Source organism: Chryseomicrobium palamuruense (assembly GCF_042649045.1).
GTDB lineage: Bacteria > Bacillota > Bacilli > Bacillales_A > Planococcaceae > Chryseomicrobium > Chryseomicrobium palamuruense.
Map to the genome: position 1 here is coordinate 140,265 of NZ_JBHSEF010000023.1, position 20,723 is coordinate 160,987.

Genomic DNA, 20,723 nt, shown 5'->3' on the forward strand with positions numbered 1-20,723 from the left:
GCTATACTCTCCTCTAATAGAAAAACGAGGTGAAGACACTCATGTTTACATTTGGATTTACAGATTTTTTTTCATTGCTAATCTCGGCGTTTTTAATATTACCTATAGTCATATTCATGCGAGAGCTTGGCTATGTCATCGTCACCTTCTTCATCGGGGTCGACAATCCGCGCTTGACGATTGGATCAGGCCCTCGCCTCTTCCGAATCGGTATGTTCGATGTGCGGAAATACTATCATCTATATAGTTGGTTTTCTTATGACGAGTTGAAACACAAAAATAAATGGATATACATTATTATTTACTCAGCACCTATTCTCATGAATATCCTTCTTGGGATCTCGCTTAATCTATTATTAGCCAATGGCTATTTTGAAGATATGCGAACGTTTTGGGATCGATTCATTTTCTACGTATTTTACTATGTTTTATTTGATATCGTGCCTATGCGAATGATTGGTGGAAAGCCGAACAACGGCATGATCATTTACGAGATACTACGTTACGGAAAACGAACCGATTATCATCCCGAGCCTTTTCTCCCTTCCACAAGTGAATCAGAAAGAGAAGTAGAGAAATCTGCTAAAGAAGCAAAAAATAGAAAAATTTAAGTGGGGCACTATTTGTTGGCGTGTTGTACGGCAACATGGCTTAGGCATCGCCGATATCATACGCGCCAAATGATTCGCCTATATCACTATTCATAAGCATGACGCGCCCTCCTTTCCTGAATACTAAACGCGAGTTCTTTCAATTGTTTGCGCTGGTGGTCGAGTGCTTTACGTGCTTCTTGCCATGTCACCCACTCAAAATGTAGGATATCCCCTGGTTTCTTCTGAGCCATGGCAGGCAAATCTGCTTGAATAACCTGCGCAATTCTTGGGTAACCCCCAGTCATTTGGCAATCGGCCATGAGAACGATAGGTGCGCCGTCCGCAGGTACTTGAATGGCACCTTTTGTAACCGGCTCTGAGAGCATTTCTTCCGATTGTTCAGGGGTCAATTGAGCACCATCTAAGCGGTATCCCATGCGGTCCGATTGAGGAGACACGGAGTAAGGAGTTTGTACAAAGTTCGCCAATTGGTCTTCTATAAACCGGTGCACTTCCGGACCTTTTACAATACGGATGCGCGGACGTGTCCACCAGTCTTCTGTACGGATAGTAAAATCGCTGCATGGTAAATCCGACTGAGAAACTTTGCAGAGAATTTGGTCCCCTTTACGAAGAGCCCGTCCGTCTAGTCCGCCAATGGATGCGCGAAGGTAGGTGCTCATACTCTGAAGGACAGGTTCGATGTCATAACCTCCTGCCAGAGCTACATACCCTCTACACCCATGAGACACTTTTGAAAACGTCAACAAACTTCCTTGTTCGATAGATACTGCTTTCCCCATGGGAATTGGCTGTTCATTTACTAGCGGCATCAGGTTAGCTCCAGTAATCGCGATGGTTGCTGTCTGATGGAACAGCAATTTCGTACCCGAAAGCGTCAGCTCAAGCCCTCCTTCATCCGCTTCATTACCTACTAAGTAATTAGCGATTTCAAGCGACACCGTATCCATGGCTCCGCCAATCGGCACACCGAAACTCTGGTATCCCCGGCGTCCTAAATCTTGAAACGTGGTTAGCAGTCCAGGATGAATCACTTCGATCATTTCAATCCCCCCACAGCGACAAATTTGACCCGATCTCCTGCTTGAAGAAGACTCGGTGGGTCTTGATCCGGTAAAAAAAGTTGGCGGTTGGTTCGCCCAATGATTTGCCAGCCTCCTGGCGTGGAGATAGAGTAAATTCCGGTCTGCCCACCCGCAATGCCGACACTACCTGCCGGAATGGATATACGAGGCGTTGTCTTACGAGGCGTATGTAACTTTGCAGATAAACCCTCTAGATAAGGAAACCCTGGCACGAATCCAATCATTGTCACCGGATAGGTTCCCGCTGTATGGTGAACAATCACTTCTTCTTCAGTCATCCCATTATGCTCAGCTACAATGGCTAGGTCAGGTCCCTCTTCCCCGCCGTAGAGAACAGGAATTTCAAAAAGACGTGATGGAGTGGGTGTTGTACTTAAAAAGTTCGTTTGTTGCTCCAATTCACCAATTACCCGGCACATTGCCTCATATGACAAAGATGGGGAAAAATAGAGAGCTAGCGTATAGGCGGTGGAAACAGTTTCATGAATTGTTTCATGAAATTGTGTGTGGATCAGTTGCTCGAGCTTTCTTCGTTTCTCTACAGATTCCGGCTGCCCTACAAACTTCATGACATACACCTCTTCGGTCAACCAATATCCCGTCAATTCCCATTACCTCACTTATCATTTATATCCTTAAATTCGGAACAGCAATTCCGTTTTACAAAACATTTCTTATCTTACTGGTTGTGGAAGTGGATTGCAAGCTACTTTTCTACTCACTAAAAACAAAAAGAGTTGATTAAATTTCACATGAATTCTCCCGTTTCCACAAGCCATAAAACGATTTAGGTAAAAAAATACCTATCCGAATTGGATAGGTATTTTTCTCATTACTGTTGGTATGCATTTAAGAATTCTTTTACTTTGTCTGCATCTGCTTCAAATGATAACCCTGTATCAACAAGTGGTGACACAGTAGATACTGCAGGCTTTTTATTTCCTTGATAGTACGTAATAAAGTCTTGCTGATTGATTGAATAAAGAACGGCTTTTCGAAGATCTGCTGAATTTGATACTTCACGTCCTGACATGTTGAATTGTAGGTAGCTCACACCATTGCTGTCTGCTTGCTTCAGTGTCAGGTTCTCATCAGAATTCACGACGTCATATTTTGTATCTGGCACCGATTGAAGCACGTGTATTTCCCCGTTACGTAAGGCAGATAATGCACTGTCATTATCATCGATGAATCGCACATTCACTGACTCGATGATTGGTGCATACTCCGAACCTGTTCGGTACGCAGGGTTTTTCACAAATTGTGCTTCATAGTCATTCTTCTGAACTAAAATGTATGGACCGCTTGCATACAGGTGATTATCGTATGAACCACCTTCTGTGATTGTAGACTGGTCACCATAAGCGATGTCGCTATTCGGGTCGTAACTTGCTACATCAAATGTATTGATAGAAGTAACTTGATGTTCAGAAACAATTCCGCCTGATTGATGTGCTAAGTAGTTGAGTACTTGCGGGAATGGCTGCGTTGTCGTAATTTTTACTACTTGGTAATTCCCTGTTGCATTATCTACTTCCTCTTCAGAAGCAACTAGTGCCGTCACATCTGCTGGGAGCTCTTGAGACAACGCTTCTAGAATACTTTCTCCATCTGGTGTTGTAGCATTCTCAAGCTCCGTTATATCTGTCACAATTTCTATAGTGTCCATGTTTTCATGCAAGCTATAAGTGCGGTGATCTGGAACAGATTCTGGATCCTTCGCACGATTCAATGAAAAGACAACGTCTTCTGCCGACACTAAATCACCCGTATCAACCGCCTCTCCGTTCTCAACAGCTGCAAAGTTAATATCATCACGTAAGATAAAGTAGTAGTTAGAGTTATCCTCTGTCATTGCATAATTGTATGAAAGGGAATCTTCTGCCACCACTTCATCTGCATCTGTTAAATTGACCAAGCGAACATACATGTTTGTATTAAGTGTGTTGATGGATCCATCATTGGCTTTGATTGGGTCAAGTGATGTCAGGGAACCAATTGCTTGGTGCAACACTAACGTCTCAGAAGCATTTAAAGAAGAATCATTAAAGGAGATCTTCTCCCATGCTTGTGCGCGTGACTTAGATAGACGCACGGTATCTGGGTTGACAGCTGCCGAATAAATGCCTTGGGCCTTGTTAGAAATATAAAGTGGCGCAATATAAGCTTGGTCAAACACAAGCAGTTCTTCTACCGCTTTGTATGCCTCCACTGCCTCTTCACCCGTTACTGCACTTGCTGCGTCTATTAATTCATCCAGTTGCTCATCAGCAATTACACTTGACGCTCCATCTGACTTGAAGAGTCCACGCACCGCATAATCTGGATTTCCTGTAACGGTTGTCCAGCTAGATACAGCAATATCGTAGTTGCCTGCATCTTTTTGAGAAGAATAAGAACCGTAATCCGGTTGAATATTTAATGTTACCTCAAAACCATTTTTCAATAACTGGTCACGCACAATGTTCATATCTTGTTCGCTTGATGCCATACCTAGTACTTCAATTACTGGTTTTTCAGCAGAAGGCGTCTCCGATACGCCACCTGATTCACTATCCGACTTCGTTTGAACACAGCCTGCTAAAACGAGGGTTGCTGCTGCAGCAACCGCAAAAAATTTCTTCATGTTGACTGTTCCTCCTCTAGATTAATTTGTTTTTGGATCAAGCGCATCGCGCAGGCCATCTCCAAAAAAGTTAAACGATAACACAAGTAACATGATGCAAATACCAGGAAAGATAGCTACGTATGAATGCGTTTCTAAATACGTACTCCCCACTTTCAAAATATTCCCCCATTCAGGAATATGAGGTTCGATGCCTAGTCCTAAAAAGCTTAGACTGCTTGTTGCAATCACAGCACCACCAATCGTCAAAGTGGCTTTTACAATCATTGGGGCTAATGCATTAGGAACGATTTGTTTAAAGATAATCGAAGCATCGGAAGCGCCGAGTGCTCGAGCCGCTTCTACAAATTCATAGTTAGACAATTGCATGACAGTGGCTCGCATGGTTCGTGCATACGTAGGAATAGCCCCTACACTCAGTGCAATAATCAGGTTCACTGTATTTGCTCCAAATGCTGCGATAATGGCAATCGCTAGAAGAATCCCCGGAATCGCATAGAGCACATCGAGCAGTCGCATAATGACCGAGTCGGTAGTTCGACCAAAGTAACCTGAAATCGCCCCCAGTGTACCGCCAATTAGAAATGGGATTACTGTAGATGCAAATCCGACAATTAAAGATATTTGAGCACCAAACACTATTCGCGAAAACAGATCTCGACCAAAATCATCTGTGCCTAATGGATACAATAGCGATGGACTTTGTAAAATCGCACTATAATTATTTTGTGTCGCAAAATCATAATCAAAGACAAATTCACTCACCACTGACAATGAGAAAATAAATGTGATAAAGAACATTCCAAAAATCGCCATCGTATTTCGGGTGATCTTCAACCACATGCTATGCCATTTCTCGATAGATGATGGGTTCGTAGATAATGTCTTTTTCAATAAGGAATAGCCCAGTAAGACAGCGAAGAAGTTCCCTATAAATAGACTAAGTAAGAGAAAGATACCCGGAAACACCATCCACCTCGGCGCGTTTTCCACTGTGACGAACTTGGCTGTTAAGACTATCATTCCCCCGTAAAAAATAGCCATCAATATGAGGAGCCCCATCGCTAGAACAAATGTATCGACTACGTACGGTTTAAATAGATTGAATGCAGCCACGCCGATAATAAAGAGCTGAGTCAAAAAAGCATAACTAGCAAATGTATACTCTGGGTGGTGATGACGATTTGCTAAAACAAACGCGAAACCTGCTGCAAAGATATTCCCTACTAAAATGGTGAGCAAAAGGGGGTAGGCGAAGAGACGCGTCCGCTTCTGCACCCCTCTTTTAGTTAGGATGTCTTGTTTGATGCGCTTTGCAAGGAAAAGTACATAGAGAGTAGTACCAGCATAGACAATCAAGAATACGACAACTGGAACGCGCACCTGTTGCGTTGCAAAATCAAAGCTATAGAGCAAAAACAAGAGGGTGAACAGTGCTGTAAACACCCATGTGAAATGAGCGTTGCGGTATTCTTGTGATAATTTAAGACGCAGTGCGTCATTGGTAATTTGTTTCACGGAAGCCCTCCTATCCTTTCTTTTTCATGGTCGAACGTATCCGCGGGTCATAAAACGCGTATAAAATATCGATGAACAAATTGACAAGGGATATGGCAATCGCGATATACACGACTCCACCGAGGAGTGCTGGGATATCAGGAATAAACTGCTTATCAACGATATAGCTTCCAATCCCACTAATATTAAATACTTTTTCAGTAATGGCAGCCCCACCTAACATGCCACCGAAAAGAAGCCCGATTACAGTAATGATGGGAATCATCGCATTTTTAAGTGCATGCTTTGAGACAATTTGACGTTCTGTAAGACCTTTTGCCTTTGCTGTTACAATGTAGTCTTCATGAATCACTTCCAACATAGAGGAACGAGTCATTCGAGCAATAGACGCAGCAATCGATGTGCCTAGAACCGCAACCGGTAGAACAAGGGAAAGCCAATTGGATGTACTATAAATAGCAGGGAACCATTGAAGGTGAATAGAAAACCCAAGAATAAATAACAACCCTTGCCAAAAACTTGGAATAGATAGTCCGATGAGAGCCACAATCATCAATGTATAATCCCAATAGCTATTCGGGCGGAGAGCAGATACGATTCCAGCCGGAATGGCTATCGCAATGGCCATGGCGAGTGAAAATAACGCGATAACTAGCGTCACTGGAAATTTTGAAGCGATACTAGCTGCAATATTTTCTTTTCCGGCAAATGAAGTGCCTAAATCAAATGTAAATAATCCAACTAGCGTGTCACGCAGCTGCACAAGATACGGTTGGTCTAACCCATAAATACGGTTAAAATTGGCTACTTGGTCCGGTGTAGACTCTACACCTAAAATATTTCGTGCTGGATCAAGTGGGGATATATATAAAATCGTAAAGACTAACGTAGCTACGCCCACAATCACAAATAATGTCTGTACAAGGCGCCCCAAGATGAACCAAGCGAATGATTGGCTACGTCCTGCTAAGAATGCGTATAGTGGCAATCCCAAAAGAAGAGTTAACCAGAAAAATGGAGGCTGTCCGATTCGGTCTGCTGTAAACGAGGCGTATGTCTGTGGATGAATGCCTTGTCTTAGTAATTGTCCTTCCACAACCCGCACTTCCTGTTCGTCCGTCAACTTTTGAGCCTGTTGCTTCATCACGTTGTCGGATTGCTGTAACTGAAAGGCGTGATTTTTGGCACGTTCTTGGTGGTAATAATCGTTGAACCATCGTTGCCGTTGTTCATCACTCACTAATTCTTTCTGACTGTGTAATTGATCACGATACAACCGGTCCGGACGACGAACGAGATATAAAATCAAACTTACCAAGTGAAGTGGAAGTGCTAGTAGAATCTGAAGGCAGAATATTCGTTTCTGCCGAGCATTTTTTATGTAGAGCTCTTTCATCCAACTGGATAGTGCCATCTGAACTGCACTCCTTTCACAACCTAAAAATTCAACCCGCCTTCACAATATGAAGACGAGTTAAAAGTGGGAATCGATATATTGTATAATCCCTAGTGGTATAGTAGAGTATGAAACATATTAAAAAAAGAGTCAACTAATTTTTTTCATTTTAAAATTGAGGTGTTTTCTATGGTTCAACCAATTTTATCCATCCGAGCTTTACGAGTCTCTTTTATAGCGGGAGAGCGAGAGATAGAGGCTGTGAAGAATGTCGAGTTCGACATTTTCCCTGGAGAAACTGTGGCTATTGTGGGTGAATCCGGTTCTGGAAAAAGTGTAACTGCCCGGTCAATCATGCGGTTGCTTCCCTCTCCTCCTTCTTTCATAAAAGATGGGTCGATTCGATGGAAAGGGGAGGAATTAATTCAAGCTTCCGAAAAACGTTTAGAGCAAGTTCGTGGGAAAGAGATTTCGATGATCTTTCAAGACCCAATGAGCTCCCTCAACCCGACGACTCGTATCGGGGATCAACTAGCAGAGAGCTTGATCAAACATCAAAAACTATCAAAGAAAGAAGCGCTTGAACAAAGTGTCATATTAATGGAGCAAGTGGGAATTACGAATGCTCGACAACGCGCTGTCCAGTATCCACATGAATTTTCTGGAGGGATGCGTCAACGCGCCATGATAGCCATGGCACTTGCCTGTGAACCACAGCTGCTACTTGCGGATGAACCGACGACAGCACTTGATGTAACGATTCAAGCACAAATTCTTGCTTTGATGAAGACGATGCAACAACGATTAGGGACAGCTATTGTCCTCATCACGCATGACCTTGGTGTAGTTGCGGGGATGTGTGATCGTGTCATTGTGATGGAAAAAGGGGAGATTGTAGAAACAGGAACGACAGAAGACATTTTTTATCATGCCAAACATCCGTATACCCAAAAGTTATTGAATGCATTGCCTAAATTGCATGAACCTAAACAGCCAAAACCACTCTCTACAACTAATGGAGTTCAAGACGTGACAACACCTTTGATTGAAGTACGCTCGCTTGTAAAGGAATTCGATTTAGGTCGCGGAGAACGCTTGAAGGCTGTAAATGATATTAGCTTTTCTATCTATCCAGGTGAAACACTGGGCCTTGTAGGAGAGTCGGGTTCTGGCAAATCCACTACAGGGCGTACCTTGTTACAACTCCACCAAGCAACTTCTGGAGATGTTTTATTTGATGGGATTCCGCTAAACCGTTTAACAAAAAATCAATTGAAACAAATGCGCAGACGTATCCAAATTATCTTCCAAGACCCATATGCTTCCCTTAACCCACGACAAAAGATTGTGGATATTATCGGCACAGCACTCGACTTACACGGTTTAGCTAAAAACCGGTCTCACCGGCAACAGCGAGTGGAAGAATTGTTAGAGCTCGTAGGACTTGAAAAGAGTCATGCCATGCGATACCCTCACGAATTTTCGGGAGGCCAACGTCAACGAATAGGAATTGCGCGTGCACTTGCTGTCGAGCCAGATTTTATAGTATGTGACGAACCTCTTTCTGCCTTAGACGTCTCTATCCAAAAGCAAATTGTCGATTTATTGCGTGATTTACAGCAGAAATTCAACTTAACCTTCTTATTTATCGCTCATGATTTATCTATGGTAAAACATATAAGTGATCGTGTAGCCGTCATGTATAAAGGGAAAATCGTCGAACTCGCGGAAAGTGAGCAACTCTACACATTCCCACAACATGCATATACAAAAGCATTACTGGCATCCATTCCCATTCCTGACCCCCATGTAGAAGTTGAGCGACTGGAGAACCGGTCGGCAAGGTTACGTCAAGAAACGACGGAAGTCTATGATGTAGAAGACAGTATCTTAACGGAAGTATCCCCGAATCATTGGGTAGCCGTACAACAGCAATTGACCTATCAATGAAAATAGTCGTGCCACCATTTGATAGGCTGGGAAAACTTATTTTAATTGAATCCGCATACACGGATTTCTTTATTGTTTCGGGCTTGCAGAAATCCGAAACAGGTAGAGACCGATTGCGCTAAGGACTAACGAGGGAAAGTATAACGGGATGCGGTAGATAGGATCAATCGTCTGTAAATAGGGCCATACTAAAACCGCTGACATCAGCAGTACACCAATAACTAGAAATAAGAGACCTAACCAACGATGTTTCATCGAACTTCTCCTTTCAGCAGGAAGTTTTCTGTCCTTTCACGAATACTATCCTTAGACGGATTCAGGAGGAGGACGAACGATTGCCTGCACATCAAACATTGACTCTTCGCGCTGTCGTCACGCGCCATCAAGGGTTATTTACTGACTATGCTACGATTGTACCGGAAAAAGCCCAACAATTCATGAAAAGACTGCAAGAAGTGGATCATCATGCCTCGATTGAAGTGGCTATTTTTGAACCTCACCGAGGAGACGACCATACAGAAGGTCATTTCTTTGTAGGAACCCTTGTCTCCAAACAACCGGATCACCCACCGGCGGGTATGGAATATATGGAATTCACTCGGGATTTTGCTTATTCTCGTGGCACCATAGAAGACATCGGAACACTTCATCTTCAATTGAATGATTGGATGCAACAAGAGAAGTTAGTATTTGATTATTCCGGATATATTGTTGAAATGTATTTCCCGACGGAGACTGGCGAAGAAGTGGAAATCTATCTACCTGTGAAAAACACCTCATCCTGATACATAGGAGAGGTGTTTTTTCACATTAAATCACTGGTTTCCACCAAGACGTTGTTTCGTAGTCGTCTAGCTTAGCAACATCTAATTTTTCACCGATTTTCGGTATCACTACATGCACCTGATGTTCTTCACCAAGATGCATCATTTGTTCAGGCGGGTCATCCCAAGTATGGAAAGCAAGCGTAAAGGCGCCCCAGTGAATCGGCATGAGATGTGCGCCACCTGTATCAAAAAAAGCCTTCATACTTTCGTTTGGATGCATATGCACCCCTGGCCAACGTTCATCGTACTGACCACATTCCATTAATACCAGATCGAACGGTCCATAACGACGTCCGATTTCTTCAAAGTGTTGACCATATCCACTATCCCCACTATAAAATATTCGGTAATTGTCCCATTCAAACACCCATGAACACCAGAGTGTTTCTGCATAGTCAATACCTAAACGACCTGAGAAGTGGCGTGCAGATGCTGCGTGGAAACGAATGCCGTCATCTTGATACGATTCCCACCAGTCCAGCTCAAAAATACGATGGGTTGGTACTCCCCAGCCTTCTAACCGCTTCCCTACACCGAGAGGAACGATGAACTTGCGAACACGGTCCTTGATGGTTTGCACTGTATCATAATCCAGATGATCATAATGGTCATGGGAGTAAACTACCCAATCAATGACAGGGAGATCATTCAAATCAAGAGCTTCCTCAGAAGGGTAGCGCATATTCTTAATCGGAAACGGTAAAGGAACCTTTCCAAACATAGGATCAACGAGCAGAACTTTGTCCTCCCATTCCACAAGGACGCAGGAATGACCAAACCATGTCACATGTGGCGTCTTTAACCCTATTTCTCGAATAAATTTCTCCGTAGGCATTGGATTGGCCGGATGTAAATCTGCCTTTCCTACAAAGAAATCTTTTGCGAGACTCTGGAGTGTTTCTAAACCTCCTGGAGAAACAATGGGTGGTGTGTTTCGAAACTTTCCATCCGTGTAATGGGGCAATTCATCATATCGTTTCTTTTCTGTTCGACTGACACGTTTTCCAAACGCAGGATACGTGACAAGATAGGCAGCGGCCCCAGCAAGTAAAGCACCCGCTACCCATAGTTTTTTATTGCGCATTGCTTCCACCTCTTCCGTGAGTATCTAGCTAGTCTCTTCCCTATTCTAATCTCCTTATAACTTTCTATTCGAGAATTTCCCATCCTTCTTTCTTGGCATAGGCTTTTAAGTCTCCATCCGGTTGAACGGCAACAGGATGGCCTACTAAATTCAATACATCCAAATCATAAATGCTATCGCCATATGCATAGCTCTCTTCCCATGAAACATCATACTCTTTCAAGTCTTGTTCGATTTGAATAATCTTTTGACGCTCATGTACGTGTGTCAATTCCACCACTTTTTGAAGTCTTCCTGATTGGAGCGGCACTTTTGTACCTAATAATGCATCTACCGGTAAATCTTTTAACACCTCTTGTAACATCACATCAAATGCACCGGAAATGACGAGAACGCGATGTCCCTGCTCGTGATGCCAATGCAACCGGCGAAGAACCTCTTCATTGAAGTCGTCTTTCATCTGCTCGCCCATCTCTCTGAAATACTGTCTCAGTTCTTCTTCTGTTGAGTTTTCAAACGTACGAAGATAGATTTCCATCGCTTTCTTTCGCATCTTTTTTTCTGGAGTCATCCCAAGTTTGTACATCAAGTAAACAGGCATTAAGCGGCGCATGAATTTCTTATAACGCTTTTTATACACAGAATGGTTCTGTAAAAAGCGCATGAGTAGTGTATATGTCTCATGTCGGTAAATGGTTCGGTCAAAATCGAATAAAGCTACTTTCATCTTGGTTCCCCCTGCACATCGTTTTCTTCAGTGTACAGGAATCCGGGCCATCAAAAAAGCGGGACAGTTTCCTGTCCCACCCTTTTACTCAGTATAGAATATGAATTTCGTTTCCAGCTGCATCTTCTGTAATGACCCGACTGTCTTGACGGTTCGCTTTATAGCTTTTTGCTTCTAAACGTTTCGCAAGGTCTTCGAGTTTCTCAGCATTTGCCACAGTTAAGGTATAGTGTTTCAATCCTACACTGTTTTCAGCCGGACGAGGAGCCCCTACACCGTTCCAAACATTGAGTCCGATATGGTGATGGTATTTTTGATCTGCAATGAACAGGGCTTGATGACCGTATCGTGTGACGACTTCAAATCCTAGCGCGTCAACATAGAATGCTTCTGCAGTCTTCAAATCATCCACGTGAAGGTGAATATGACCCATTACAGTGCCTGCTGGTAGCCCTGTCCATGGTGAAATGTTTTCAGGTTGTAACAAATCTTTGAAATTCAGTGGATCTACCGTCATTTCAACTGAATCACCATGCCATGTCCATTCTTCTGGCAAGCGATCTCGATAAATTTCAATCCCGTTACCATCTGGATCTGGTAAGTAAAGTGCTTCACTCACTAAGTGATCAGATGAACCAAGTTGCACACCGTTATTCACGAGATGCGGAACAATGCTCGCCAGGTCTTCACGTGTTGGCAAGAGAATTGCAAAATGATAGAGCCCAGTTGTCCGTGGCTGTTTTGGTGTTACATCTTCCGGTTGAACAATGGTCAAAATAGCAGTTTGGCCATCTGCAGTTAAATCAGCTTCTTGAGATGTCTGAGACAAGATTTGGAATCCAATGACACGCTGATAGAAGTCGAGTGATCGTTGTAAGTCAGAAACTTGAATGGTGACATTTGAAACATAAGTGACAGGTTTTGTATGAAAGTTCATGTTATCGCTCCTAAATTATCAATTACTTACTTTATGTAACCTAGTTTATAATAGTAATTTAAAGTTGTCAATAAAAAAAGCACCCCGATTTTAGGATGCTAGGACTTAGTGGTGGATAGATTGCGTTCTCTAAGTTGCGCTGAGATTTCTTTAAGCGCTTGTACTTTTTCACGTTGCGTTGCGATGAGTTGTACCATAAACCAAATGACAAATCCGATCATAGCCAAAATAAATAACAAGTATATCAACGAGAACAGTCCAATACCTACACTTGCGAAACCTGACATACCAATTCCCCCTTTTTTATCTCTACGTTTTGCTTTCACGAAAGTTTCACTGGATAAAAAACCGAAGCACTGAATTTCTCAGCACTTCGGTATTTTCCAACTTTATTCTTCGGTATCGACAAGAGATTTGTTCTTTTGGAATTTACGAAGAATTTCATACACGACAGGAACGACAACCAAGGTAAGGAGAGTAGACGAGAACAATCCTCCAATAACAGTGATCGCTAAATCTTGAGAAACGAGTCCTCCGCCACCACTTGAAAGTGCCATTGGAATCATTGCACCGATTGTTGCAATGGCTGTCATTAAGATTGGACGTAAACGTGTAGCCCCTGCTTCGAGTAAGGCTTCTCGTACCGACATTCCTTCTCGTTCCATTTGAATGACACGGTCAACTAGGACGATGGCGTTTGTAACGACAATACCAATCAGCATGAGAAGACCCATCATGACGGAAACAGAAATCGTCTGTCCAGTGATAAATAAACCAGTGAATGATCCAATGACGGCAAACGGTAGGGAGAATAAGATGGCGAATGGCGCCAGTCCCCCTCCGAATGTCACAACAAGAATAAAGTATACAATAGCTATTGCTGCCGCCATTGCTAACCCTAGTTGTGTGAACGTCTCATTGATGTCAGCCGTAACTCCACCCGTTTCCACTTTCACACCCATCGGTAAATCTAGGGCATCAATCGCTTCTTGAGCTTCTGCACTTGGACCGGATACATCATTTCCAGAAATGGTTCCAGAAACCGAAGCATAATATTCGCCTTTAGAACGGCTTAACGTATTTTGTGTCGTGCCTTCTTCCACTTCGACAAGTTCACCAAGCGTCATGGTGGTGCCTAATGCTGTTGGCACAGGCGTGTCTAACAACTCTTCAAACGTAGCAACAGCCTGTGCTTCTTCACGCTGAATAATGACGTCTAAGTCTCCATTCTCGGTACGAATGGATGTTAGTACTTCATCTTGACCCGAACTTGTTAGCGCCATAAGCAATTGACCGGCTGTTAGTCCATATTGCAGAACCTCTTGTTGCTTAATGCGTAAGACGTGTTCGACATATGGATTTTCTGCATCCGATGTCACTTCATCTAACCCGTCGATTTGGTTCATGGCTTTTTCTACTTCTGAAACCGAGGAAAGCAGGTCATCGAGATCTTCACTGTACAGAGTATAGGCCACTTCATTCGATGACATCATACCGCCACCCATAAAGTCTTGCTCTTTCCACTCCCCAGGTTGATCGAGCCCTGTCAGATAGTTTGTAATTTCAGCTCGGTAGTCTTCAAATTCATCCACGGAAATGGAATCATTAAAAATCAAGTAAAGAAGTGCTCCATCACTTCCGCCCGACATCATCGCTGCCATATCAGCAGACGACGCATCGGTGATTGACAACTGGACGATATCAATTTCTTCGCGAGTGAGTAGTTCTTGCTCCACTTCTTCGACATTTTCAATCGTTTCGTCGCCGAGTTCCCCTGCTGCTGGCGAATACGTGACATACATCATCTTCTCTGTTTGAGAACCAAGGAACGAGAAGCCAATGAGTGGCGTCAGTGCTAATGAACCAACCAATAATACGACGGCAATAACGGACGTGATCCATTTATGGTTTAATGCTTTTTCAAGTATCCCTTTAAACCATAATGCCAGCTTTCCAACCTCATCATGTTTGGACGGGGTCTTCTCTCCGTATAATTTCTTACGGAAAAGACTATGTGACATCGCTGGTACAATCGAAATGGCAACAACTAATGACGCAAGTAGAGCAAATGACATTGTCAGTGCGAACGGTAAGAACAGCTCTCCTACCATACCTCCCACAAAGACAAGAGGTGCAAAAACAGCAATCGTTACAAGTGTAGAAGATAAAATTGGTTTGAACATTTCAATCGTTGCGGATTGAATCAACTTGCGTCCTGATAATTTCTCTTCTTTCAAATGCATACGCCTGTAGATGTTCTCTACAACGACGATGGAATCATCGATGACCCGTCCAATGGAGACGGTGATGGCTCCAAGCGTCATGATATTGAGTGTGATGTCAAGCCAGTTCAGTAACAGGAGTGCTACAAAAATAGAAACTGGAATTGAAACTATCGCGATTAGTGTAGAACGGAAGTCCCTCAAGAAAATCAAGATTATCGCGACAGCAATCAAACCACCAATCAACGCTTTTTCAATCATGGCAAAGACCGAGTCTTCAATTGGCTCTCCTTGGTCAAGTGTCATGTCGACAACTAACCCACCCACATCCGCCTCTAGCTCTTTCATGAGATCTTTTACAGCATTTACAACGGTAACCGTATTCGCTTCTTGTCCTTTCACGACTTGAATCGCAATGGCATCTTCCCCATTCGTCCGTGCAATGGATTCCACTTTACCAACAAGTTCAATGTCAGCAAGCTCTGAAAGTGGCACAAACGGGGTAGGATTACTTTCTGAAGGTGTGACGGGGATTAAAATTTCCTTTAAGTCGTCAACAGAGGTGACGGCTCCGTCCACGTATACCGCTTCCTCCCCTTCTTCAAACTCATATAAGCCTAGTGAAACAGCAATATTACTTGCTTCAATCATTTGTTTTACATCGTCTTCAGTGACCGCAAATTGCGCCAATGCTTCCTGATCATACGTTACGTGGATTTCTTCCACGTGCTGCCCGTTGACCGTCGCAGACGCAACTCCGTCAATTTTCTCAATTTCAGGTAGAATAGAACTTTCTACGCGTTCTGTCAGTTCTACAATTGATTCGGTCTCACTACTAATCGATAAAGCTACGACCGGGAACATGTTCAAACTGATGGAGAGAATCGACGGTGTTTCCACTTCTTCAGGAAGTACCACATTGTCTAAAACGGATTCCAATTCTCGTTTCTTCTGATCCATATCCACACCGTAGGTATATTCGATCTGTACCTGGGAAACGTTTGCGGAAGAGTTTGAGAACACAGCTTTCACGTCTTCTAAACTTTCCACCGCTTGTTCAAGTGGAATGGACACTTCATCCATCACTTGTTCCGCAGTTGCCCCCGGATAGACGCCTGCTACAATCAGATAGGGAATCGAAATATCCGGTATGGACTCCATTTTCATTTGAGTAGTGGAATAGATGCCGGCAAAGGTTACAATAAGAGTGAGTAACCAGACGGCAAACTTATTTTTTAAAACAAATCGAACAAGATTTTGCACAAAGAAACTTCCTTTCACTTTGACTAATTTTATTTACCACTTTATAGTAATGACCAATCGGTCAATAGTCAATTTATAGAATACGAAATGAGGTAGAAATTATGTCAAAAAAACAACAGATAGTAGAAAGTGCCATTCAATTATTTGCTCAAAATGGAATTGAAGCTACTTCTATACAACATATCACAAAAGTGACCGGTATCTCTAAAGGCGCATTTTATCTGTCTTTCTCTTCAAAAGAAGAGTTGATTATGGAGATAATTGATACATTTATGAAACAATTTGTGGCTGATATTGACCGAGTAGTCAATTCAGATGTAACAGCCACCACAAAATTGTACCAATACTTTTTAGAGCACCTACAACTCCTTGAAACGCATGCCGATTTCGCGAAAATGTATGCCCAAGAACAAATGTATTCACTCAACGAAGAAATTCTTGAAAAGTTAATGGTTTACGATATGCTCATTGACGAATCATTAATTAAACTATTTGAAGAATTGTATCCAAAAGAAACGAAGAGTCAGCATTATGATTTACTTGTTTCTGTAAAAGGTTTTGTGCGCATCTATTCGCAACTCGTTCTCTTTCACCCGTATCCCCACGATACACAGCAAATTGCAGAAGCGTTGGTGGAGAAAACGACTATTTTGGCACTTCACACGAAGAAGTGGTATGTAACGGAAGAAATGGTACGCATCCCTTTACTTAATAAAACGGGAGAAACTGGTATTGAAAGTATTCAAGCTACGATTCTAGACTTAAAAACAGAGCAACACCCACCCCTCATTGAAGAGAGTCTGGAAGTTCTGGAAGAGGAGATGGCGAGATCCACCCCTCGCCAAGCAGTTATCAAAGGGCTTTATAGCAACTTTATGGAGTATTCTCCGACAAAATGGCTGTCCTATCTTTTGAATACGATGGAACCAAAAAAAGACGCCGAGTAGGCGTCTTTTTAAGTGAGTAATTGCGCATTGCGAACAAGCTCTTGGTAATAAGGGTTGGTTTCCACGAGTTCCCTGTGAGTTCCCGCCCCTCGCACACCTCGCTCTCGAATCACAATCAGCTGATTCGCATGCTGCACAGTGGATAATCTGTGCGCAATGATCAAAGTGGTCCGGTCTTTCATAATGTGTTGCAAAGCTTCTTGAACGAGCCTCTCTGATTCTGTATCTAGGCTTGACGTCGCTTCATCAAGAAGGAGGATACGAGGGTTACGGATAACAGCCCGGGCAATGGCAATGCGTTGCCGTTGTCCACCAGATAATTTAATCCCACCTTCCCCAACCGGTGTATCCAGTCCTTGTTCTAGTCTAGAGACAAAATTCCATGCATTGGCTTGTTTCAAGGCTTGTTCAATTGATTCGTTTGTTACGTCCTCAAGGGCCACCCCATAAAGGATATTGTCTCGAATCGTCCCATTCATCAGAGGACTTTCTTGAGACACATACCCGAACAAACTCCGCCATTCCGTCAATTGAATCTGACGGATATCCATTTCTCCATAGAGAATCTCTCCTGACTGCTGCTCGTAGAAACGTTGTAAGAGAGAAAACAACGTCGTCTTTCCACCGCCACTTTCCCCAACGAAAGCGGTCACTTTCCCTTTAGGAATCGTAAAATTCATATTTTCTAAGATGACTTTATCTCCATATGCAAAAGTGAGGTCTCGAATGTGAATATCTTGTTCAAGGGTCGACAGTGCTTTCCCCTCGTTCTTTTCTTGAGCACGTTCCAAAATGTCTTTAATACGTTCCGTGGCCCCTATTGTCTTTTGATAAGCGGTAAAGAAACTGGCCATTTGCGTAAACGGAACAATAATTTGAATCAGATAGAAAATAATCGCAACGAGTGCACCAGCTGTTAACGCACCAGAGGCCACTTGTGCGCCTCCATATCCAAAGACCACAATCAGAACAAGCGTCATGACGAGAGTCATCACAGGAGATAAAACAGCTACCAGCTTGGCTTCTTTTAAATAGAATGAGTAGATTCTGTCGACCTGTTGCTCTCCGTGCACTTGTTCCTTTGGTTCGGATTGGCTGTATTTTACGAGACGAATATTTTGGAGGACACGACCAAGTTGTGCACTGAATGTCGCCACTTCATCTTGGGTGGATTTGGCTACCTTCGTCATCATCCTTCCAATCGGGAACATAATGGCAAGTGTGAGTGGAACAGAAACTAGTAGAATTAAAGTCATGCGCCAATCGATCCAAATTAAAATAGCCACTGCACCAATCACCGTCAAAATACTTGTAAAGAAGGTGATCAGGTGTTCTGTAATCAATGATTTAATGACACCTGTATCTTGTAAGATACGACTCATCAGTTCACCAGATTCTTCTTCATCAAAAAAAGATACGGGCAGACCCAGAACATGATGCCACACCTTATTACGGATAAACGCGACCACATATTCTCCGATTTTCCGCATCAAGTAAAAGGCAATTCCTGATAGGACAGCTTGTACAATTAGCAGCGCCACTATGCCCCCGATGACAAGCGGACTGATGCCTCCTTCTGTAAAACTATCAATAAAGTTCATCGTTAAGAGCGGGATAACCAGACCGAATCCTGTCTCGATCAAGCTAAATAGAAAAGCAATAGCAATCATCCATTTAGGCCACTTCATACCAGCTACCAAAGATTTCATAGTTTTATCCCCCACCAACTGACCCCTTATTTTTATTTAAAACTGATACTTTTTAAGGGTTCAGTCATTTGATAAAGTAGATGTACATTTTACATTAATGAAAGAAGGTTTGGTTGTATGCAAAATCCACAAACATTGACACCCTCCTCATCACGTCCAAAGACATTTGATCTTATTCTAACATCGATGTTGATTGCGCTTGTCTTTGTCGCTACACTTTTACTAAATATTCGTCTGCCTATTGCCGCGAATGGTGGCTTGGTGCATTTAGGAACAGCGATGTTATTCATTGCTTCCATGTTATTCGGTCCGAAAAAAGGCGCACTTGCCGGCTCATTCGGAATGGCCATCTTTGACTTAGTGTCCGGCTGGACGCTATGGGCACCTTTCACATTCATCGCACGTGGGATTCAAGGCTATGTGGTCGGAAAGATTGCTTGGGCTGGTGGAAAGAACGGTAGCAGTGTCGGACTAAACATCTTAGCTGCAATTGTTTCCATCCCATTCATGCTCGCTGTGTATTATGTATGCGAAGGAATTCTTTATGGTAACTGGTACGCACCGATGGCCTCTATCCCAGGAAACTTAGTTCAAAATGGTGTAGGAATTCTTGTAGCAATTCCAGTTGTGTTAGTCTTGAAACGCATTCCTTATTTTAAGTAAAGTGAAAGCACGGCCATCCTAGGCCGTGCTTTTGTTTAGGAAATAAATAAGAGATAGGTTGTCACAAAGTAAACGATGATTGTGAGAACAGATGGAATCAAATACGTACCTAACTTGGTGGTCGGTTTACGACGGATTCCATAAATCACGAGTAAAGATAAGAATGTGATACTGACTCCTGTAACGATGTGGCTTTCTGCAGCCGCGTTCAAAATAGACCCTTCTCTGTAAACAAAGTCTGACATAACCAAGATGAGCATGTTAAAGATGTTACTTCCCAATATAGACCCGAAAGCTAAGTTTACATTTCGTAATCGAAGTGCCACGTAGACAGACACCGCTTCCGGAAGCGAAGTAGTCGCAGCAATTAAGAAACTCCCAATGAAGCTAGAACCGAGTCCAGTTAAAACAGCAATCTGGTCCCCTAAAATGGATAACGCTGTACCTGCACCCATAATGACTACGGCAGCAATCGAAAAACCGATAATAGCTCTTTTTAAAGAAATATCTGAATGTGGATTGCCTGGCTTTTTCTTTGATGTTTTTTCAGTCGGTACTTCTTGGACAGGTTGCATCGAAGAGGATGACTTCTTATTCATATAAACCAGACCTATGATGTAAATGATTAAAATAGCAATCATATCAATCCCTACACCTAAGATGGCTGGCGTTTCACTATAAAGCAATCCCGAAAGTGCTAATGAGGTGAGGATAATTGCGAGAATGGCAGAATACAAATGGGTTCGATCGATCTGTTCATAAAGCCGTTTACTTCTAAAATACAAATCAAACATAGCTAGAACAAACAGATTGAAAAGATTAGACCCGAGAACATTTCCTACCGCAATATCCGGGTTGCCAATCACAACTGCGGATATACTGGTTGTGACTTCTGGTAATGATGTGGCTCCGGCCAATAAGATGGTACCTACCAACATTCCACCCATCGATGTTTTTGTACTTAACACATCTGCAAATGTCGATAACTTCATGGCTGCATAAAGCGTTACCGCTGCCACTAAAATAAATAATACATAGACCATAGATTTCTCTCCTTTATAGTAAATTGGGGACAAAAAAAGACCCTTTTATGAAAACATCTGACCTTCAGTCTGTTTTCATAAAAAGGTCTTGTGCGCTCTATTTGAGCGGGAC

Annotated in this window: 18 protein-coding genes; 5 read left to right on the forward strand and 13 right to left on the reverse strand. The window is 42.8% G+C overall.

The window, feature by feature from the left end:
• Positions 1 to 41: 41 nt before the first annotated feature.
• On the forward strand, positions 42 to 611 hold the full coding sequence (locus ACFO0S_RS10400; RefSeq protein ID WP_378141941.1) for a hypothetical protein: 570 nt from the start codon (positions 42 to 44) through the stop codon (positions 609 to 611).
• 86 nt (positions 612 to 697) lie between these two features.
• Here ACFO0S_RS10400 and ACFO0S_RS10405 read toward each other — a convergent pair whose 3' ends face one another.
• The 5 genes from ACFO0S_RS10405 to ACFO0S_RS10425 form a co-directional block, all read right to left on the reverse strand.
• Positions 698 to 1,657, reverse strand: coding sequence for a 5-oxoprolinase subunit C family protein (locus ACFO0S_RS10405; RefSeq protein ID WP_378141942.1), 960 nt, complete (start codon positions 1,655 to 1,657; stop codon positions 698 to 700).
• Complete coding sequence (pxpB, locus tag ACFO0S_RS10410; protein WP_378141943.1) at positions 1,654 to 2,268, reverse strand: 5-oxoprolinase subunit PxpB; 615 nt, start codon at positions 2,266 to 2,268, stop codon at positions 1,654 to 1,656. The genes ACFO0S_RS10405 and pxpB overlap by 4 nt, the downstream gene beginning before the upstream one ends.
• Positions 2,269 to 2,531: 263 nt before the next feature.
• On the reverse strand, positions 2,532 to 4,325 hold the full coding sequence (locus ACFO0S_RS10415; RefSeq protein ID WP_378141944.1) for an ABC transporter substrate-binding protein: 1,794 nt from the start codon (positions 4,323 to 4,325) through the stop codon (positions 2,532 to 2,534).
• A 21-nt stretch (positions 4,326 to 4,346) separates the two neighbouring features.
• Positions 4,347 to 5,843: an ABC transporter permease gene (locus ACFO0S_RS10420; RefSeq protein WP_378141946.1), complete on the reverse strand. Its 1,497-nt coding sequence runs from the start codon at positions 5,841 to 5,843 to the stop codon at positions 4,347 to 4,349.
• 10 nt (positions 5,844 to 5,853) lie between these two features.
• Positions 5,854 to 7,257 (reverse strand): ABC transporter permease, encoded by a 1,404-nt coding sequence (locus tag ACFO0S_RS10425; protein ID WP_378141947.1) that lies wholly within the window; start codon positions 7,255 to 7,257, stop codon positions 5,854 to 5,856.
• A 171-nt stretch (positions 7,258 to 7,428) separates the two neighbouring features.
• Between ACFO0S_RS10425 and ACFO0S_RS10430 the strand changes: the two genes are divergently transcribed.
• Positions 7,429 to 9,189: an ABC transporter ATP-binding protein gene (locus ACFO0S_RS10430; RefSeq protein WP_378141949.1), complete on the forward strand. Its 1,761-nt coding sequence runs from the start codon at positions 7,429 to 7,431 to the stop codon at positions 9,187 to 9,189.
• Between the two features lie 69 nt (positions 9,190 to 9,258).
• Here ACFO0S_RS10430 and ACFO0S_RS10435 read toward each other — a convergent pair whose 3' ends face one another.
• The gene (locus ACFO0S_RS10435) at positions 9,259 to 9,444 is read right to left on the reverse strand and encodes a hypothetical protein (RefSeq protein ID WP_378141951.1); all 186 of its coding nucleotides are present in this window, start codon (positions 9,442 to 9,444) and stop codon (positions 9,259 to 9,261) included.
• 80 nt (positions 9,445 to 9,524) lie between these two features.
• On the opposite strand from ACFO0S_RS10435, the gene ACFO0S_RS10440 reads away from it, so the two are divergent.
• The gene (locus ACFO0S_RS10440; RefSeq protein WP_378141953.1) at positions 9,525 to 9,974 is read left to right on the forward strand and encodes a GyrI-like domain-containing protein; all 450 of its coding nucleotides are present in this window, start codon (positions 9,525 to 9,527) and stop codon (positions 9,972 to 9,974) included.
• 25 nt (positions 9,975 to 9,999) lie between these two features.
• On the opposite strand, the gene ACFO0S_RS10445 is transcribed toward ACFO0S_RS10440, so the two are convergent.
• The 5 genes from ACFO0S_RS10445 to ACFO0S_RS10465 form a co-directional block, all read right to left on the reverse strand.
• Complete coding sequence (locus ACFO0S_RS10445) at positions 10,000 to 11,100, reverse strand: MBL fold metallo-hydrolase (RefSeq protein ID WP_378141954.1); 1,101 nt, start codon at positions 11,098 to 11,100, stop codon at positions 10,000 to 10,002.
• Between the two features lie 64 nt (positions 11,101 to 11,164).
• On the reverse strand, positions 11,165 to 11,827 hold the full coding sequence (locus ACFO0S_RS10450; protein WP_378141955.1) for an HAD family hydrolase: 663 nt from the start codon (positions 11,825 to 11,827) through the stop codon (positions 11,165 to 11,167).
• A gap of 88 nt (positions 11,828 to 11,915) precedes the next feature.
• Entirely contained in the window at positions 11,916 to 12,764 is an 849-nt protein-coding gene (locus ACFO0S_RS10455) for a VOC family protein (RefSeq protein ID WP_378141956.1), read from the reverse strand.
• A 98-nt stretch (positions 12,765 to 12,862) separates the two neighbouring features.
• Positions 12,863 to 13,051 carry a hypothetical protein gene (locus tag ACFO0S_RS10460; protein ID WP_378141957.1) on the reverse strand — a complete coding sequence of 63 codons (189 nt, stop codon included), beginning with the start codon at positions 13,049 to 13,051 and terminating at the stop codon, positions 12,863 to 12,865.
• Between the two features lie 102 nt (positions 13,052 to 13,153).
• Positions 13,154 to 16,249 carry an efflux RND transporter permease subunit gene (locus tag ACFO0S_RS10465; RefSeq protein ID WP_378141958.1) on the reverse strand — a complete coding sequence of 1,032 codons (3,096 nt, stop codon included), beginning with the start codon at positions 16,247 to 16,249 and terminating at the stop codon, positions 13,154 to 13,156.
• A gap of 101 nt (positions 16,250 to 16,350) precedes the next feature.
• Here ACFO0S_RS10465 and ACFO0S_RS10470 point away from each other — a divergent pair, with 101 nt between their 5' ends.
• Positions 16,351 to 17,196 (forward strand): TetR/AcrR family transcriptional regulator, encoded by an 846-nt coding sequence (locus tag ACFO0S_RS10470; protein WP_378141960.1) that lies wholly within the window; start codon positions 16,351 to 16,353, stop codon positions 17,194 to 17,196.
• An 8-nt stretch (positions 17,197 to 17,204) separates the two neighbouring features.
• Here ACFO0S_RS10470 and ACFO0S_RS10475 read toward each other — a convergent pair whose 3' ends face one another.
• Entirely contained in the window at positions 17,205 to 18,905 is a 1,701-nt protein-coding gene (locus tag ACFO0S_RS10475; protein WP_378141961.1) for an ABC transporter ATP-binding protein, read from the reverse strand.
• 117 nt (positions 18,906 to 19,022) lie between these two features.
• On the opposite strand from ACFO0S_RS10475, the gene ACFO0S_RS10480 reads away from it, so the two are divergent.
• A complete protein-coding gene (locus tag ACFO0S_RS10480; RefSeq protein ID WP_378141962.1) occupies positions 19,023 to 19,568 on the forward strand; it encodes an ECF transporter S component in 546 nt (181 codons plus the stop codon).
• Between the two features lie 35 nt (positions 19,569 to 19,603).
• Here ACFO0S_RS10480 and ACFO0S_RS10485 read toward each other — a convergent pair whose 3' ends face one another.
• The gene (locus tag ACFO0S_RS10485) at positions 19,604 to 20,611 is read right to left on the reverse strand and encodes a sodium:calcium antiporter (protein WP_378141963.1); all 1,008 of its coding nucleotides are present in this window, start codon (positions 20,609 to 20,611) and stop codon (positions 19,604 to 19,606) included.
• Positions 20,612 to 20,723 lie beyond the last annotated feature (112 nt).

Excerpts from the sequence above, each read along its gene's own strand:
- ACFO0S_RS10400 (WP_378141941.1), top strand. The coding sequence starts at position 42 with ATGTTTACATTTGGATTTACAGATTTTTTTTCATTGCTAATCTCGGCG.
- ACFO0S_RS10405 (WP_378141942.1), bottom strand. The coding sequence starts at position 1,657 with ATGATCGAAGTGATTCATCCTGGACTGCTAACCACGTTTCAAGATTTA.
- pxpB (WP_378141943.1), bottom strand. The coding sequence starts at position 2,268 with ATGAAGTTTGTAGGGCAGCCGGAATCTGTAGAGAAACGAAGAAAGCTC.
- ACFO0S_RS10415 (WP_378141944.1), bottom strand. The coding sequence starts at position 4,325 with ATGAAGAAATTTTTTGCGGTTGCTGCAGCAGCAACCCTCGTTTTAGCA.
- ACFO0S_RS10425 (WP_378141947.1), bottom strand. The coding sequence starts at position 7,257 with ATGGCACTATCCAGTTGGATGAAAGAGCTCTACATAAAAAATGCTCGG.
- ACFO0S_RS10430 (WP_378141949.1), top strand. The coding sequence starts at position 7,429 with ATGGTTCAACCAATTTTATCCATCCGAGCTTTACGAGTCTCTTTTATA.
- ACFO0S_RS10435 (WP_378141951.1), bottom strand. The coding sequence starts at position 9,444 with ATGAAACATCGTTGGTTAGGTCTCTTATTTCTAGTTATTGGTGTACTG.
- ACFO0S_RS10445 (WP_378141954.1), bottom strand. The coding sequence starts at position 11,100 with ATGCGCAATAAAAAACTATGGGTAGCGGGTGCTTTACTTGCTGGGGCC.
- ACFO0S_RS10450 (WP_378141955.1), bottom strand. The coding sequence starts at position 11,827 with ATGAAAGTAGCTTTATTCGATTTTGACCGAACCATTTACCGACATGAG.
- ACFO0S_RS10455 (WP_378141956.1), bottom strand. The coding sequence starts at position 12,764 with ATGAACTTTCATACAAAACCTGTCACTTATGTTTCAAATGTCACCATT.
- ACFO0S_RS10460 (WP_378141957.1), bottom strand. The coding sequence starts at position 13,051 with ATGTCAGGTTTCGCAAGTGTAGGTATTGGACTGTTCTCGTTGATATAC.
- ACFO0S_RS10470 (WP_378141960.1), top strand. The coding sequence starts at position 16,351 with ATGTCAAAAAAACAACAGATAGTAGAAAGTGCCATTCAATTATTTGCT.
- ACFO0S_RS10475 (WP_378141961.1), bottom strand. The coding sequence starts at position 18,905 with ATGAAATCTTTGGTAGCTGGTATGAAGTGGCCTAAATGGATGATTGCT.
- ACFO0S_RS10480 (WP_378141962.1), top strand. The coding sequence starts at position 19,023 with ATGCAAAATCCACAAACATTGACACCCTCCTCATCACGTCCAAAGACA.
- ACFO0S_RS10485 (WP_378141963.1), bottom strand. The coding sequence starts at position 20,611 with ATGGTCTATGTATTATTTATTTTAGTGGCAGCGGTAACGCTTTATGCA.